The sequence below is a fragment of the Marinitenerispora sediminis genome (assembly GCF_003336425.1).
In the GTDB taxonomy this organism is placed as follows: Bacteria; Actinomycetota; Actinomycetes; order Streptosporangiales; family Streptosporangiaceae; genus Marinitenerispora; species Marinitenerispora sediminis.
In genome coordinates, this window is sequence record NZ_QEIO01000011.1 from 47,831 (window position 1) to 62,824 (window position 14,994).

12 protein-coding genes are annotated in these 14,994 nt (G+C 75.8%); 9 read left to right on the forward strand and 3 right to left on the reverse strand.

The annotated features are described in order from the left end of the window. Positions 1-117: 117 nt before the first annotated feature. The gene (locus DEF28_RS03480; RefSeq protein WP_374058082.1) at positions 118-1,899 is read left to right on the forward strand and encodes a hypothetical protein; all 1,782 of its coding nucleotides are present in this window, start codon (positions 118-120) and stop codon (positions 1,897-1,899) included. A 290-nt stretch (positions 1,900-2,189) separates the two neighbouring features. Then, complete coding sequence (locus tag DEF28_RS03485) at positions 2,190-3,380, forward strand: carboxylate-amine ligase (RefSeq protein ID WP_114397010.1); 1,191 nt, start codon at positions 2,190-2,192, stop codon at positions 3,378-3,380. Positions 3,381-3,398: 18 nt separating this feature from the next. On the opposite strand, the gene DEF28_RS03490 is transcribed toward DEF28_RS03485, so the two are convergent. From DEF28_RS03490 to DEF28_RS03500, 3 genes are all read right to left on the reverse strand, one after another. Beyond that, positions 3,399-4,067 carry an alpha-ketoglutarate-dependent dioxygenase AlkB family protein gene (locus tag DEF28_RS03490; protein WP_114397009.1) on the reverse strand — a complete coding sequence of 223 codons (669 nt, stop codon included), beginning with the start codon at positions 4,065-4,067 and terminating at the stop codon, positions 3,399-3,401. After that, entirely contained in the window at positions 4,064-4,606 is a 543-nt protein-coding gene (locus DEF28_RS03495; protein WP_114397008.1) for a GNAT family N-acetyltransferase, read from the reverse strand. Before DEF28_RS03495 ends, DEF28_RS03490 begins: the two co-directional genes overlap by 4 nt. A gap of 80 nt (positions 4,607-4,686) precedes the next feature. Then, on the reverse strand, positions 4,687-5,115 hold the full coding sequence (locus DEF28_RS03500; protein ID WP_114397007.1) for an OsmC family peroxiredoxin: 429 nt from the start codon (positions 5,113-5,115) through the stop codon (positions 4,687-4,689). Positions 5,116-6,787: 1,672 nt separating this feature from the next. On the opposite strand from DEF28_RS03500, the gene DEF28_RS03505 reads away from it, so the two are divergent. The 7 genes from DEF28_RS03505 (at position 6,788) to DEF28_RS03535 (ending at position 14,268) form a co-directional block, all read left to right on the forward strand. Further along, the gene (locus DEF28_RS03505; RefSeq protein WP_181874249.1) at positions 6,788-7,993 is read left to right on the forward strand and encodes a type III PLP-dependent enzyme; all 1,206 of its coding nucleotides are present in this window, start codon (positions 6,788-6,790) and stop codon (positions 7,991-7,993) included. 244 nt (positions 7,994-8,237) lie between these two features. Further along, on the forward strand, positions 8,238-9,038 hold the full coding sequence (locus DEF28_RS03510; protein ID WP_147280079.1) for a nucleotidyltransferase family protein: 801 nt from the start codon (positions 8,238-8,240) through the stop codon (positions 9,036-9,038). A gap of 47 nt (positions 9,039-9,085) precedes the next feature. Then, positions 9,086-9,355, forward strand: coding sequence for an acyl carrier protein (locus DEF28_RS03515; protein WP_114397005.1), 270 nt, complete (start codon positions 9,086-9,088; stop codon positions 9,353-9,355). Continuing rightward, positions 9,352-10,845: a class I adenylate-forming enzyme family protein gene (locus DEF28_RS03520; protein ID WP_114397004.1), complete on the forward strand. Its 1,494-nt coding sequence runs from the start codon at positions 9,352-9,354 to the stop codon at positions 10,843-10,845. Before DEF28_RS03515 ends, DEF28_RS03520 begins: the two co-directional genes overlap by 4 nt. Positions 10,846-10,849: 4 nt before the next feature. Further along, positions 10,850-12,205 carry a nucleotide sugar dehydrogenase gene (locus DEF28_RS03525; protein WP_199493117.1) on the forward strand — a complete coding sequence of 452 codons (1,356 nt, stop codon included), beginning with the start codon at positions 10,850-10,852 and terminating at the stop codon, positions 12,203-12,205. Beyond that, positions 12,198-13,172, forward strand: a complete 975-nt coding sequence (locus DEF28_RS03530) for an NAD-dependent epimerase/dehydratase family protein (protein ID WP_114397003.1) — start codon at positions 12,198-12,200, stop codon at positions 13,170-13,172. The genes DEF28_RS03525 and DEF28_RS03530 overlap by 8 nt, the downstream gene beginning before the upstream one ends. Beyond that, complete coding sequence (locus DEF28_RS03535; RefSeq protein ID WP_114397002.1) at positions 13,165-14,268, forward strand: glycosyltransferase family 4 protein; 1,104 nt, start codon at positions 13,165-13,167, stop codon at positions 14,266-14,268. The genes DEF28_RS03530 and DEF28_RS03535 overlap by 8 nt, the downstream gene beginning before the upstream one ends. The last annotated feature ends 726 nt before the right edge of the window (positions 14,269-14,994 follow it).

A 14,994-nucleotide genomic window follows, 5' to 3' on the forward strand; every position in this document is an offset into this window, starting at 1 on the left:
GCGCCGGCGAGCCGCGCAGCCGCCCGACCCGCGAGGCCGCGAAACCCGCGCCATGGCGGGAGGCGCCCCCGTGATCCATTAGGGTCGGGCGCAGTTATGGGCACGACAAAATCTGACATGGAATTGCTCCGCGCCTACGAGCCGGTGCTGGTCTATACCAAGGGCGAGCTGTTCTTCCCCACCGCGATCGAGGACTACCTCAACTGCTGCAGCCTGTGGCTGGAGCTGCCCGGTGGGAAGGAGCAGGAGGTCGTTGCGGCGGGAGAGCTCACCGTCGAGCGGCTGTCCGGGGCCGAGCGCGAGTGGCCGGGCCACCACAAGCACCTGCGGTTCGTGCAGGAGACCTCGCTGCGCGCCGAGGCGCGCCGCTACCGCCGCAGCGCGCGCCCGGTGATCCCGAGGAGCGGCCGCCTGGCCGCGGTCGGGGTGCTCGGGCGGGTGGTCGACGTGCTGATGAAGCTGTCGCTGCTGATCCGCGGCGCGGTCCCGGGCGGGGTCGCGGCCGCGGCCGCGACGCGCTACAGGGACCGGCTCGACTCGGGCGGCGCGACCTACTACGGCCGGGTCATGCGGGAAGGCGGCTACGTCATCCTGCAGTACTGGTTCTTCTACGCCATGAACGACTGGCGGTCCACCTACGGCGGCGTCAACGACCACGAGGCCGACTGGGAGCGCGTCACCGTCTACCTGGTGGAGACCGCCGACGGCGGTACCCGGCCGGTGTGGGTGGGCGCGTCCTCCCACGAGTACACCGGCGACGACCTGCGCCGCAGGTGGGACGACCCCGAACTGCACCGCGACGGCGACCACCCGATGATCTTCGTCGGGGCCGGATCGCACTCCCACCAGATGCTGCCGGGCGACTACCTGATCCAGGTCGACCCCGCCGTGCTGCGGGGCGTGGTGCGCGCGTGGCGGGCGGTCACCCAGCGGCTGTTCCCCAGTACGAGCGCGATCGTGCGGCACGGCATCGGGGTGCCGTTCGTCGACTACGCGCGCGGCGACGGGGTCCGCGTGGGCCCGGGGGGCGAGCGCGCCTGGTCGCCGGTGCTCATCGATGACGACACCTCGTGGGTGCGCGGCTTCCGCGGCCTGTGGGGCCGCGACACCCGCGACTGGTTCGACGGGGAGCGCGCCCCCAGCGGCCCGCGCTACGAGCGCGACGGCACGGTCCGCGCCTCGTGGGCCGACCCGCTGTCCTGGGTGGGGCTGCACAAGGTGGCCCCCAGCGAGACGGCCGCGCGGGCCGAACTCCTGGCGCACGTGCGGGAGCTTGAGGAGCGCATTGACGAGGCCGACGCCGACATCGTCCGCCGGCGCGACGAGATCCGGCGGCTGGCGTCGGCCGACATCGTCCTGCAGCGCCGGGCGCACGCCGCGTCGCGGGCCCGGGAGAAGCGCGAGCGGATCGCGGAGGCCGAACGCGAGCTCGCCGCCCGGCACCGCGAACGCGCCCTGTGGGCCGACGAACGCGACAACCACCGCGAGGCGCTCGCGAGCGGCGAGTCGCTGGAGCACGGGCCGCAGGCCCACCTGCGCTCGCCACACCTGCCCTACGCGTCCGGGAAGCAGCGCCCGACCCGCTTCCTGCACGTGTGGGCCGCGCTGAGCACCCCGCTGCTCATCACCTCGCTGGGCGCCCTCCTGCTGCTGCGCGGCCCGCTCGCGCCCCTCGCCGGCATCGGCGTGGTCCTGCTGTTCGCGATGTTCGACGCGTTCGCCCGCCGCAAGCTCATGTCGTTCCTCACCGGCCTGGCGATCTTCGCCGTCGTCGTCGCAGCGGTGGCGGGTATCATCGCGGCCTTCATGGCGAACTGGCGGATCACCATCCTCGTGCCGATCGTCCTCGTCGTCGTCATCCTGCTGGTGGTCAACGTCCGGGACCTGCTGCGCCGCTAGCCCCCGGCGCGGCCGCCGACCGGCCGTCCCCCGCCCCCGGCGCCGCGTGCGGTGCCGGGGGCGGGGCCGCCGGCGGCCGCCACCCGGCACGTCGCGGGCATGGGACGCGAGTGACCCGCGTGCGGCACGGGTTTTTCCCGCGCGGGGGATGGACATTTCCGGCCGTCCGCCGATCGGGCGCTGTCCGGTTTTTGGGGGTATCTACTCCGAGAAACCGTCGAGCTTGGGGGCCGGGCATGGAAGAGTTCAGCCGCAGACGCCAGGACCACCCGCGTCTCCCGTCTCCCGCCATGCCGGCCAGCGGGACGGATCCGCAGCCCTACCCCGTGGTGCCGCTGGCCGCCCGGGCGCCGGAGGACCTCCCCGGCACCGCGCCGCCCACCTTCGGGGTCGAGGAGGAGTTCTTCGTCGTCGACGCCGACACCCGGCAGGCGAGCGCCCAGGCGCCGGAGGTGCTGGCCGCGGCCCGGCCGACCGGCGCCGAGCTGTGCGCCGAGATCACCCGCTTCCAGGTGGAGGCGGCGAGCCCGGTCTGCCGGACGGCCACCGAGCTGTCCGCCAGCCTCGTCTCGGCCCGCCGCTCGCTCACCGAGGCCGCCGCCGCGCACGGCCTGGCCGTGGTGGCCAGCGGCACCGCGGTGCTCGGCGACGTGGGGTCGGCCCCGCTGAGCGAGGGGCGCCGGTACCGCGCGATCGCCGAGCGCTTCGGCGCGCTGCGCGACGCCCACGTGGTGTGCGGGTGCCACGTGCACGTCGGCATCGCCGACCGCGAGGTGGCGCTCGCGGTCGCCAACCACCTCCGCCCGTGGCTGCCCACCCTGCTCGCGCTCACCGCCAACTCGCCGTTCCGGCGCGGCCGCGACACCGGGCACGCCAGCTGGCGCTCCGTCATCTGGGCGCGGCTCCCCTCCGCCGGCCCGCCGCCCTGGCTCGGCTCGGTCGCCGAGCACGAGCGCGCGGTCACCGAGATGCTGCGCACCGGGGCCATCCTGGACCGCCGCATGGTGTACTGGGACGTCCGCCTCTCCGAGCACCTGCCCACCTTGGAGATCCGGGTCGGCGACGTGGCGGCTACCGCCGAGGAAGCCGTGCTGTTCGCGGTCCTGGTCCGCGGCCTGGTCAGTGTGGCGCTCTCGCAGGTCGCGGCAGGGGACCCCGCGCCGCCGCTCAGCGACCGCGCGCTGCGGCTGGCCATGTGGCGGGCCGCCCGCGACGGCCTGGAGGGGCACGCCCTCGACCCGTTCTCCGCCGACCTGGTGCCCGCGCGCCGCCAACTCGACCGCCTGGTCGAGGCGGCGATGCCCGGACTCACCGCCGACGCCGAGGGCGAACTCGTCGAGCGGCTGCTGCTGCGCCTGTTCTCGCTCGGCTCGGGGGCGCACCGCCAGCGGACCGCCTACGCGCGGCGGGGGCGGCTCTCCGACGTCCTGGACCTCCTGGTCCGCCAGACGACGCACGGCCTCGACGCCGCGGAGCCGTGATCCGATCGCCCGCCGGCATCAGCGGGCGGGCAGCCCGGAGGCCCGGATGGTGATGTTGAGCCGCCCCGAGGAGAGCCCGCACTCGGGGTCGGCGGTGCCCGGCAGGGTGCGCGGCACGCCGTGGTAGGCCATGCGGGACGGGCCGCCGAAGACGAACAGGTCGCCGCCGCGCAGTTCGACGTCGGTGTAGGGGCGGCCCCGGGTCTCGGGGTTGCCGAAGCGGAAGACGCAGGAGTCGCCGAGGCTGAGCGACACCACGGGGGCGTCCACGCGCTCCTCCCGGTCCTGGTGCAGGCCCATGCGGGCGTCGGCGTCGTAGAAGTTCACCAGCGCCACGTCGTAGGGCGGGGCGTCCGGCGGCGGCGGAGCGCCGTAGGCCGCGGCGACGGCCGCGCCGGCGAGTTCGCCGAGCAGCGGCGGGAACGGCTTGACCGGGGTGCCGTCCGGCAGCGTCCGCGTGTAGCGGTACGGCGCCCAGTGCCAGCCGAGCGACACGATCCGCACGCTCATCTCGCCGCCGCGCGGCATCCGGTGCCGGCGCATTCCGGCGGGGCCGGTGGCCCAGTCCCGGCAGCGCCGGACGAGGTCGCGCTGCCGCTCCGCGTCCAGCCAGCCCGGCACGTGCACGGCGCCGGGCGCGACGGTGACCGGCCCGTCCGGCCGCGGATCGAACAGCGCGCCGCTCACGGCCGCGCCGTCCCCGGCCGCAGGTAGCGCACCTCCGGTATCGGAGCGCCGGCGTGGAAGTCGCGCTCGCGGCCGTCGGGGCTGAACCCGCACGCCTCGTAGAACCGCCGGGCCCGCTCGTTGTCGCGGAACGTCCACAGCGAGACCGCTCTGCCCTCCCCGATATCGCGCAGCGCGGCCGCCATCAGCGCGCGGCCCACGCCTCGGCGCCAGTGGCCGGGCACGGCGTAACACGCGTAGATCTCGTGGACGCCGGCAGCGGCGTGGTCGGGGTCCCGGGACGGGCCGGCCGCGAGCCAGCCGACCACGTCGCCGCCGACCTCGGCGAGGTACTCCCGCACGCCCGGGCGGGGCGCCCGCAGCAGCCCCTCGCGGGCGGCGGGGTCGGGCGCCATCCGGTCCAGGAACGCGTCGGGGACGATGCCGCGGTAGGCGGCGCGCCAGCCCGACACCCGCACGGTGGCGATCGCCCGGCCGTCGCCGGCCGCCGCCCGGCGGACCCGCACGGCCGCCGCCTGCCGCGCCTGGTCGGTGCTCATGGCCCCATCCGACCACGTCGCCGCCCGGCCGGGCAACCGCCCCGCCGCCGTCCGTCCGGCGCGGCGGGGCGGCCCCGGGACTACTCCTCCAGGGCGGCGTCCAGCGTGATCGTGGTGCCCGCGAGCGCCTGGCTGACCGGGCAGCCGGTCTTCGCGGCCTCGGCGGCCTTCGCGAAGTCGGCGGCGCTCAGGCCGGGGACCTGGGCGCGCACGGTGAGGTGGATACCCGTGATGCCCGTGCCGGGCTTGAAGGTGACGTCGGCCTTGGTCTCGACGGACCGCGGCGGCGTCCCGGCCTGGGAGAGGCCGTGGCTCAGCGCCATGGAGAAGCAGGAGGAGTGCGCCGCCGCGATGAGCTCCTCCGGGCTGGTGCGGCCCTCGGAGACGTCGGAGCGCGCCTTCCAGGTCACGTTCTGGTCCGGCAGGCCGGAGGAGTCGAACGAGACGGTGCCCTGGCCCTCGGCCAGAGTGCCCTCCCAGCGGGTGTGGGCGGTGCGAACAACAGGCATGGCGACTCTCCTCTTCGAACAGCGGTGAACGGACTGCGCACCGCGCCCGCGCCGTCGGGCGGTGCGGAACGGCGGCGCCGACGATCATCCCACTCGGGGCCCGTCCAGCCCACCGTATCGACCCGCGCTGCCGGAGGATTCAGCCGCATGGGGGTGCGGCGGCCCCGGGCCCGGAGCCGACCGGGGCGGCCGGTGCCGTGGTGCCGGCCGGCGCCCGGGGCGCGCGCGTGGTGCTCCCCCCCCCGCGGTCCAACCTCGTGGACACCCCGGCCAGGGCCCAAGGCCCGCCGGGCGCGGCGCCGCAGGGCCCGGCGGAGCTGCTCCCCGCACCCGGCGTGCGCCTCCTTGACGCCCACGAACGCGCTGCGAGGCACCGCGGCCCCGCGCCCAGCCGCCGCTCGATGTCCCGTCCCGGGCGCCCGACGACCTTCCCGGCACAGGTTCAGGCGCACCCCGCGACGCGGATTCGACCGTGCGGAACCGGGGGGGAGGGCCCGCCAGGTGCCGCGCCGCCGGACCGGCCCGCTGGCGGCGGTGATCGGGGAGGAGGTGCGGCCTCCTCCTCCCCGCGAGCGGGGCCGGAGCCGGCCTGAGCTCGCCGGAGGCCACGCGGGCGGGCACCGGCGAGGCCTTCTCCGTGTGCGGAGGCCGCAGCGGCGCCGCCGGGCCGCGGGCGAGAACAGGTCGAGGTCGGCGACGCGGTCGCCGACCGTGAGCGTCCACCGCGCGTAGCGCCACTCCGACATGGGGGAGAGGCTGACGGATCGGTAGTTCGCGCGGTACCGGGCGAGTCCGCCCGGGGAAAGGACGCAGGGCAGGCGCGGTGGCCGCTGCGGGAACGCGTCGGCTTCCGAGGTGCGGCGCACCGCCAGCCGCGCGTTCCGCTCCACCAGCCGCAGCCCCCAGCCCCCGATCCCGCCGCGGCTGCCCGGGCGCGGGGTGCCGAACGCTGCCGCGGGGCGCTACCCGTGGTCGCCGTGCAGCACGACGTCGTGCAGCGGGACTCCGGCGGCGTCCGGCTCGGTGCCGGGCGGGAGCGCGGCCGGCAGAGGCAAGGCGCCGGCGGGTGACCGCGCGCTCGCGCGCCGCCGCGGCGCCGCGGTTCTCCGGGGACCACCAGACGGCGGTCCGCTGCGCGGTGATCCGCGCAGCTTCCGCTCCGCACGTCCGTCATGCGGCCAGTAGGGGAGCGCCGGCGGTCCGGCGCCAGCCCGGCCTCTCCCGCGGGCGCACGCCCGCGTGGCGCGGGACCGGCCCCGCCGCTCGGGCGGGCCGGGCGGCGGACGGGGAAAGCGCCGGACGCGGAATGCGGCGCCCGGACGAATCTGGGCGGCCGGCGGTGTTCGGGACCGCGTCCCGGATCCGTTTTCTCCGCGCCCGGTCGCCGTGGAATTCGGCACCCGGCGGATTCGAGGCGGAACCGCCTTCCCCGGAGGGTGGTACGTGATTTTGATTTTCCGATTGAGTGCCTTGCTAATTTAATTGTATAGTGATCCGCGTCCCGAATTCGAAGGGGATTTAGTTTTCGATTTTCGGGTGACCGTGAAATCTATTCATCGATGATTCTCGCCCCGTCGCCGCGGCGACTCCCGGCCCGGCCGCACCGGTCAGAAACCGGCGGCCCCCGGACCGGCGGCGGCCCGCGGACCGATCGAGGAGACCCGGGGAGTACATGAACCACCCATGCACCGGCACCGTCGAGGCCGGCACCCACCACCAGCGGATCCGCGCCTTCATGGCCGCTCATACCGGTCCGACGCCCTTCCTGGTCGTCGACCTCCCGACCGTGGCGCGGTGCTACCGGGCGCTTGCGGGCGCCTTCGGCTCCGCGCGGGTGTTCTACGCCGTCAAGGCCAACCCCGAGCCCCGCCTGGTCCGGCTGCTCGTCCGGCTCGGGGCGTCGTTCGACGTCGCGAGCCGCAGCGAGGTCGACCTCTGCCTGGCCGCCGGGGCGGATCCGGCGTCGCTGTCCTACGGCAACACGGTGAAGAAGGCGTCGGACATCCGCTACGCCCACGCCCGCGGAGTGCGGCTGTTCGTGTTCGACAGCGCGGAGGAGCTGCGCAAGCTCGCCGAGCACGCGCCCGGCTCCCAGGTCTTCTGCCGGCTACTGGCGAGCGGCGAGGGCTCGCTGTGGCCGCTGAGCCGCAAGTTCGGCTGCGCCCCCGATATGGCCGTCGAGCTGCTGCGGGCCGCGCCCGCGCTCGGGCTGGACCCGGTCGGGGTCTCCTTCCACGTCGGCTCCCAGCAGCTCGACCCGGCCCGGTGGGACCCCAGCATCGCGCAGGCGGCACGGATCTTCGCCGAGCTGGAGTCGGTCGGCGTGCGGCTGCGGATGCTCAACGTCGGCGGCGGCTTCGCCACCGACTACCTGCGGCCGGTCCCGCCGATCGACGCCTACGCGGCGGCCGTCCGCGCCTCCGTCCGCCGCCACTTCCGCGTGCCGCCGAGCCTGGTCGCGGAGCCGGGGCGCTACCTCGTCGCCGAGGCCGGGGTCCTGCGCTGCGAGGTGGTGCTCATCTCGCGCAAGCACCACCACGACGAGAAGCGCTGGGTGTACCTGGACATCGGCCGCTACGGCGGGCTCATCGACACCGAGGGCGAGGCCATCCACTACCGCCTGGTCACGGCCCACGACGACGGCCCCGGCGGGCCCGTGATCATCGCCGGCCCCACCTGCGACAGCGTCGACATCCTGTACGAACGCGCCCCCTACCGGCTGCCGCTGGCCCTGCGCCCGGGCGACCACGTCGACATCCTGGGCGCCGGCGCCTACACGGTGTCCTCCGCCACGGTCGGCTTCAACGGCATGGCGCCGCTGACCGCCCACTACATCGGGTCGGAGTTCCCGAGCGCCGCGGACGCCGACGGCGAGTGACCGCCGCACCCCACACGCCCGCCGTGCCCGCCTCATCCTGGCATGACCGTTCGGACATGCCGATCGGGTGGCCATGTGAGGCTTATGCGCCCGCGTCCGGCGGGAGACCATCCCAGTGCGCTCTTCTTCCCGGCGACGGGTCCCGGAGCGTGGCCGGAGAACGGCCGCTGTCACGCACGGAACACGAGCACGAGATGGTCCCCCAGAACCGGCTCCGGGTAGGTAGACCTTGCACGCGATCATCATGGCTGGCGGTAAGGGAAAACGGCTACTCCCGCTCACCGAGGACCGGCCCAAAGGGCTGATCCCGGTCGGCGGATCTCCCATCCTCGACATCATCATCCGGCAATTGACCACCGCCGGATTCAGCAGAGTCACATTGTGCGTCTCGCATTTCGGCGACATGATCCGCCGGAGGTTCTCCGCCGCGAGCTTTCCGGGCGCCACGCTCGACTTCAGCGTCGACCGGGTCGCCCTGGGCACCGCCGCGCCGCTGCGATGGGTCGAGCGGTGGGACACCCCCGCACTCGTCATGAACGGCGACGTCCTCACCACGCTGGACTTCCGGCACCTCTACGAGGAGCACGCGCGCGGCGGCGCCCTGCTGACCGTCGCCGCGCAGCGCCACGAGGTCCCGGTCGACCTCGGCGTGCTCCAGATCGCCGGCGGCCGGGTCCGGGGGTTGTGGGAGAAGCCCCGGCTGGGGCTCGACGTGAGCTCGGGAATCTACGTCGTCAGCCCCGGCGCGCGCGAGCGGCTGGATGACGACGTCACCGACATGACCGACCTCATCCTGCGGCTCGTGGAGCACGGCGACCCGGTCACCGCCTACGAGTTCGGCGGCGAGTGGCACGACATCGGCACCCCGGACCGCTACGAGCACGCCGAGCGGGAGTTCACCGCCCACCCCGAGCGGTACCTGGGGCCCAAGCGGGTCGCCGGGCGGGTGCGGCGGGAGGCTCTCCCGGTCGCCGCACCGGGCGCGTGGCCGCGCCAGGCCGAGACACGCTTCGACGTCGCGCTCATCGCGAGCTGGGCCCGATGAGCGCGGTACCGACCGACCAAGGCAGCACGGATCGAACAGGGGTAGCGATGACGGTTGAGCCGGACGAGCTGGTCCGCGAGGTCGCGACCGAGATGGGCGAGGTGCTGGGGCGCCCCGCCCTCGCCGAGGACGAGGACTTCTTCGACAGCGGAGGCGACTCCTACCGCGCGATCGAGATCATCACTCGCCTGGTCGCCAGGTTCGGGCCCAAGGAGGAGACCGCCGCCGAGGGCCTGCAGGCCGACCTGCTGCTGGCCATCTTCGACGAGTCGACGCCCGCCGCCGTCGCCTCCCTGCTGCAGCGGCAGGAGCGGTGAGCCGCCCCCTGTCGGCGGTCCACGGCCCCGGAGCCGTCGGCGAACTCCGCGCCACGCTCCGCCGGTACGCCCGCGCCCACCCCGACCGCGCGGCCGTGCGCGCCGGCCCCGACGGGGACGACGCCCTGTCATGGCGGCTGCTCCACGACCGCGCCAACGACGTGGCGGCCAACGCCCACGGTCTCACCGGGCGCCCGGGACCGGTGGTCCTGCTGCTGGACAGCACCCCGGCCTCGGTGGCGACCCTGCTCGGGCTCCTCCTCGCCGCCGCCGACCTGCTTCTCGTCGAGGCCGACAACTCCCACCTCGCCGACGAGGGCTCGGCGGTACGCGGCGCCGGGCCCGCCGCGATCGTGGTGCCGCCCGGCCGCCGGCCCGTGGTCCCGGACTCCATCCCGGTGTACGACTACGCCGACCTCGCCGGGCCGCACCGCGCGCCGTCCGCGCCCGGCCGCCCCGACCACCGCGACCCGGCCGTCCTCCAGCTCACCTCGGGTTCCACCGGTGAGCCCCGGATCACCCGCCAGACCCTGGGCGCGGCCCTGCGCGGCGCCGCCGCCTACCGCGAGGTGTACCGGCTCGGCGGTGCCGACACCTCGCTGGTCACCGTGCCCCTCGCGCACGCCTTCGGCCTCATCTGCGGGGCCCTCACCGCGCTGACGTCCGGCGCCACCCTCGTCACCGTCCCCCGGTTCACGGTGCGGGCCGTGCTCGACGGCCTCCGCTCGGGGGCCACCGTCCTGCTCGGGGCGCCGCTGGGCTACGAGCTCCTGGCGGCGGCCCTGCCCGCCGGCGCACCCCCGCCGGAACTGCGCCTCGCGCTGTCGTCCGGCAGTCCCCTGCCGGAACGCACCCGCGCCCGCGCCACCGCGGCCCTGGGCCGCCCCCTCCACCAGGTCTACGGCAGCACCGAGGCCGGGCTGATCGCCTGCCAGTACGATCGCGCGCAGCCCTGGCCCGAGGAGAGCGTGGGTCTGGCGGGCCCCGGGGTGCGCTGGCGCATCCGCCCCTCAGCGCCCGGGGAGTCCGAGGGGAGCCTGCTGGTCAGCACACCCGCCATGTTCCGCGGCTACCTGGACGGCCCGGCCGCCCTCACCGCCGACGGCTTCCTCGACACCGGCGACATCGCCCGGGTCGACGAGGCCGGGCACCTCTTCCTCGTCGCCCGCAAGAGCACCTTCGTCAACGTCGGCGGACGCAAGGTCAACCCGCGGCGGATCGAACGCATCGCCGAGCAGCACCCCGGTGTGCGGGAGATCTCCGTCTTCGGGGTGGGCGGCATCGACCGGGAGGAGCAGCTCCACGCCGCCGTCGCGCTGGAGGCCGGCACCGGGGCCGAGGAACTCCTCGCCCACTGCCGGTCGCGGCTGATGCCCTACGAGGTGCCGCGCCACGTGCACGTCTACGACCGACTGCCCCGCACCGGCATGGGCAAGGTCGACCGCCGCAAGCTCATCGAGTCCGTCGCCCATCAGGCAACCAGGGGGTAGCACCGTGTCCCAGACCAGCGTGGCAGTAGCAGAGCCGACGGATACCGCGTCGCGCGGCCGCGACCCCGTCGCGGTCGTCGGCCTCGGCTACGTCGGCCTGCCGCTCGCCCTCGCCCTCGCCGGCACCGGCGCCCGCGTCGTGGGCGTCGACACCAGCGCCCGTGTCCGCGAGTCGCTCGCCGCCGGCCGGCCCCTCTTCGTGGAACCCGGGGTCGAGGAGGCGCTCCGCGCGCTCTCGCCCGAGGAGTTCGCCATCACCGACCGGCTCCCCGACACCCCGCCGCGCGCCGTGATCATCTGCGTGGGCACCGCCGTCCACGCGGACTCGCGCGAGCCCGACCTGCGGCACCTGCGCGCCGCCGCCGCGCACGTGGCCGAGCACGTCGCCGACGACACGCTCGTGATCGTCCGCAGCACCGTACCCGTGGGTACCTGCCGGGAGATCGTCCTGCCGCAGCTGCGCCGGCGGGTCACCGACCCACTCCTGGCGTTCTGCCCGGAGCGCATCATCCAGGGGCGGGCCATGGCCGAACTCGCGTCGCTGCCGCAGATCATCGGCGGCCTCGACCGGACCTCCGCGGCGCGCGCGGGCGAACTGCTGAAGAGCGTCGCCGGCGACCAGATCACCGTCTCCTCGCTGGAGGCGGCCGAGATGATCAAGCTCATCTGCAACGCCCACACCGACCTGCTGTACGGCTTCGGCAACGAGATCGCGCTGCTCGCCGCACCCCTCGGACTGGACGCCGACGAGCTGATCTCCGCCGCCAACCTCCGCTACCCGCGCCCCGACCTCGCCCGTCCCGGGTTCGTCGGCGGCAGCTGCCTCACGAAGGACCCCTACCTGCTCCTGCACACCGCCGAGCGCGCCGGGCACCGCCCCCCGCTCGTCGCGGCGGCGCGCGAGATCAACGAGCAGGTGCCCGGGCACGTCGTGGAGCGGGTCCTCGCCGCCCTGGAACGCGCCGGCCGCCCGGCCGAGACCGCCAAGGTGCTGGTGTGCGGCATCGCCTACAAGGGCCGGCCGGTCACCGACGACGTGCGCGGGGCGGCCTCGGTGCAGGTCGCGGCGGCGCTGCGGGACCGCGTCGCCGTCCTGGGCGGCCACGACTTCGTCGTCGGTCCCGACCGGATCGCCGAACTCGGCTACCGGCCCATGGAGCTGGAGGAGGGCCTGACCGACGCCGACGCCGTGGTGCTGCTCGTGGACCACCCCGGCTACGCACGGCCCGAGAACACCGCCCACCTCGCCCGCATGCGGCGCCCGTCGGTGGTGTTCGACATGTGGGGGCTGCTCCGGACGGAGTTCGGCGCACCCACCGGGCCCCAGGGCATCGAGTACCTGAGGCTGGGCCGTGGCTGAGCGCGCACTCGTCACCGGCGGAGCCGGCTTCGTGGGGCTGCACCTGGTGCGCCGCCTGCTCGCCGACGGCGTCGAGGTCACCCTGCTGGACGACTTCTCCCGGGGCCGCCCCGACCGCGACTTCCGAGAACTGGCCGCGCACGTGGCGACGGTCGAACACGACCTCACGACGCCGATCCCGCCCGGCCTCCTGCCCGGCCCCTACGACGAGGTGTACCACCTCGCCGCCGTGGTCGGTGTGCACCAGAGCATCCAGCGGCCCGCGCACGTGCTCGCCACCAACCTGCTCTCCACGATCCACCTCGTCGACTGGTGCGCCCGGGCCGAGCCCGGCGCGCTCTTCCTGAGCTCGACCAGCGAGGTCGCCGACGGTGCCGCCGCCGCGGGCCTGGCCGAGCACCCCACCCGCGAGGACGTGCCGTTCGTCATCGCCGACCTCGGTTCGGCCCGGTCCTCCTACGCGCTCAGCAAGGCCGTGGCCGAGTCCATGTTCCGCCGGCTGCACGGCCCGTCCCGGGTGCGGATCGGCCGGTACCACAACGTCTACGGGCCCCGCATGGGACGCCGGCACGTCATCCCCGAGCTGATCGGCCGGATCCTTGAGGGGCGCGATCCCTTCCCGCTGTACGGCGCCTACCAGACCCGGGCGTTCTGCTATGTCACCGACGCCGTCGACGCCACCGTGCGGCTGACCCGGCTCGACCACGACGAGCCCCTCGTGGCCAACATCGGAGACGACAGCGAGGAGATCCGCATCGACGCCCTCGCCCAGCGGCTGTTCCGGATCGCGGGCGTCAGTCCGCGCCTGGAGGTGCACGACCCTCCGGCCGGATCGCCCAGCCGCCGGCTGCCGGACCTCGGCGCACTGCGCGGCCTCCTCGGACCGCTGCCCGCCACCCCGCTCGACGAGGGCCTGCGCCGCACCGTCGAGTGGTACACGGCCCACGGGGCGGCCGGCCATGAGTGAGGTCCTCGTGGTCTTCGGCGGATACGGCGCTGGGCTGGCGGGCGCCGAGCGCATGGCGTGGCGCACCGCGCAGCACCTCGCGCTGCGCGGGCACGCCGTCACCGTGGCCACCGACTCCCGGCGGCCGTCCTTCCTGGGCGACACGGCCCTGCGGGTGCTGCGCACCGAGCCGGAGCTGCGGCGGGCCGTCCAGGAGCAGCCGCCCGAGGTCGTGCACGCCTTCGACCTCGCCCGCCCCGCCCATGTCGCCATGGCGCTGCGCGCCGCCCGCGAGTGCGGCGCCCGCCTCGTGCTCACCCCGGCCACCACTCCGGAGCTGTGGCCGGACCTCGCCACCGGCCGGGAGGCGTGCGCCGCCGCCGACACCGTCTTCGCCCTGACCCCGACCGAGGCCGCCGCGCTGCGGGCGCACGGCGCGGCCGACACGGCGCTGCGCCCCCTCCCGCAGGCGGCCGACCTCGTCGGCCGGCCGGATCCGGTGGGTTTCCGCCGCCGACACGGCCTCAGCGGCCCGACCGTGCTCTTCGTCGGCCGGCGCACCATCGACAAGGGCTACCCGCGCCTGGTGGCGGCGGCCCCGGAGGTGTGGCGGCGGGTCCCGGATACCGAGTTCGTGTTCGCGGGCCCGCCCGGCGACGGCGCCGCCGCCGGTCTGCCCGGGCCGCCCGGCGACCCCCGGGTCCACGACCTCGGCATGGTCGACGACCAGACCAAGCACGACGCGGTGGCGGCCTGCGACGTCCTCTGCCTGCCGACCAGCGCGGACGTGTTCCCGCTGGTCTTCGCCGAGGCGTGGACCCGCGGGCGGCCGGTGCTGAGCGGTGCGTTCCCCGGCGCGCACGACGTGGTGCGCGATGGCGTGGACGGCCTCGTCGTGCCGCCCCGGCCCGGCGATGTGGCCCGCGCACTCGTCCGGCTGCTCACCGACGCGGCGCTGCGCCGGGACCTGGGCGCCGCCGGGCGGCGCCGGGCCCGGCGCGAGTTCACCTGGGAACGCGTGGTGGCCGCCTGCGAGGCCGGGTACCGGACGGGTGGCGCGGCCCTGACCACGGCCGCCGCCACCGCCCCCCCGCACCGCGCCGCGGGGCCCCCGTGAGCCGGGTCTCCCGGAGCGGCGGACGAGCGCGGACAGCGCGGGCTGCTGCCGCACAGGGCGCGGCGGTCGCCTCCAGGGAACGCGGCGCGGCCCCCGCCACACCGGTCCGGCGGCGGGCCGACGGCGGACCGGCATGCCCCCGGCGCTCCGCCACCCGAGGCCTGCCGCCCCCCGCGGCGGCCGCTCCCTCACGCCGGGTCGTGCCGCGCAGGGCGGGCGCCGCGGTCAGCGGGGCCGCCGACCTGGGAGCGGGGGCCGGGGCGCGGCCGAGCCAGGGGGCCCGCCCCCGGGCCGGATCGACGGTCCCGGTGAGCGGGCCCCGCGGTTTCGCCGCCCGTGGCCGGCGCGAGCAGCGGTCCGGCACGGGCCTCGACGGCTCCGGCGCCCGGCGGCCTACCGCGCCGGGGGCCGGCGACGAGCGCGCCGCTCCCGGGACGGTCACCGCCGACCGCCGTCCGCGTCCCCCGCGGGAGCGCGGTCCTCGCGGACCGCGCCTGCCCCGTCGCCGGAGCCACCGGCGCAGACACCCGCCGGCCTGGTGACCGACCGGCCTCCCACCCGGGCCGGGCTTGGGCGCGGAAGCCGCCTGCGTCCCGGTTCCGAACACGACCATGTCCGCCGCCGGACTCGCCCGCGGCGCACCCGGCTCGCGCGCCGTCGCCTCGGTACCCGACCGGCTGGCCGGGCCCGCCCGGCAGCGGCCGGATGGCCGACCGGAGTCCGCCC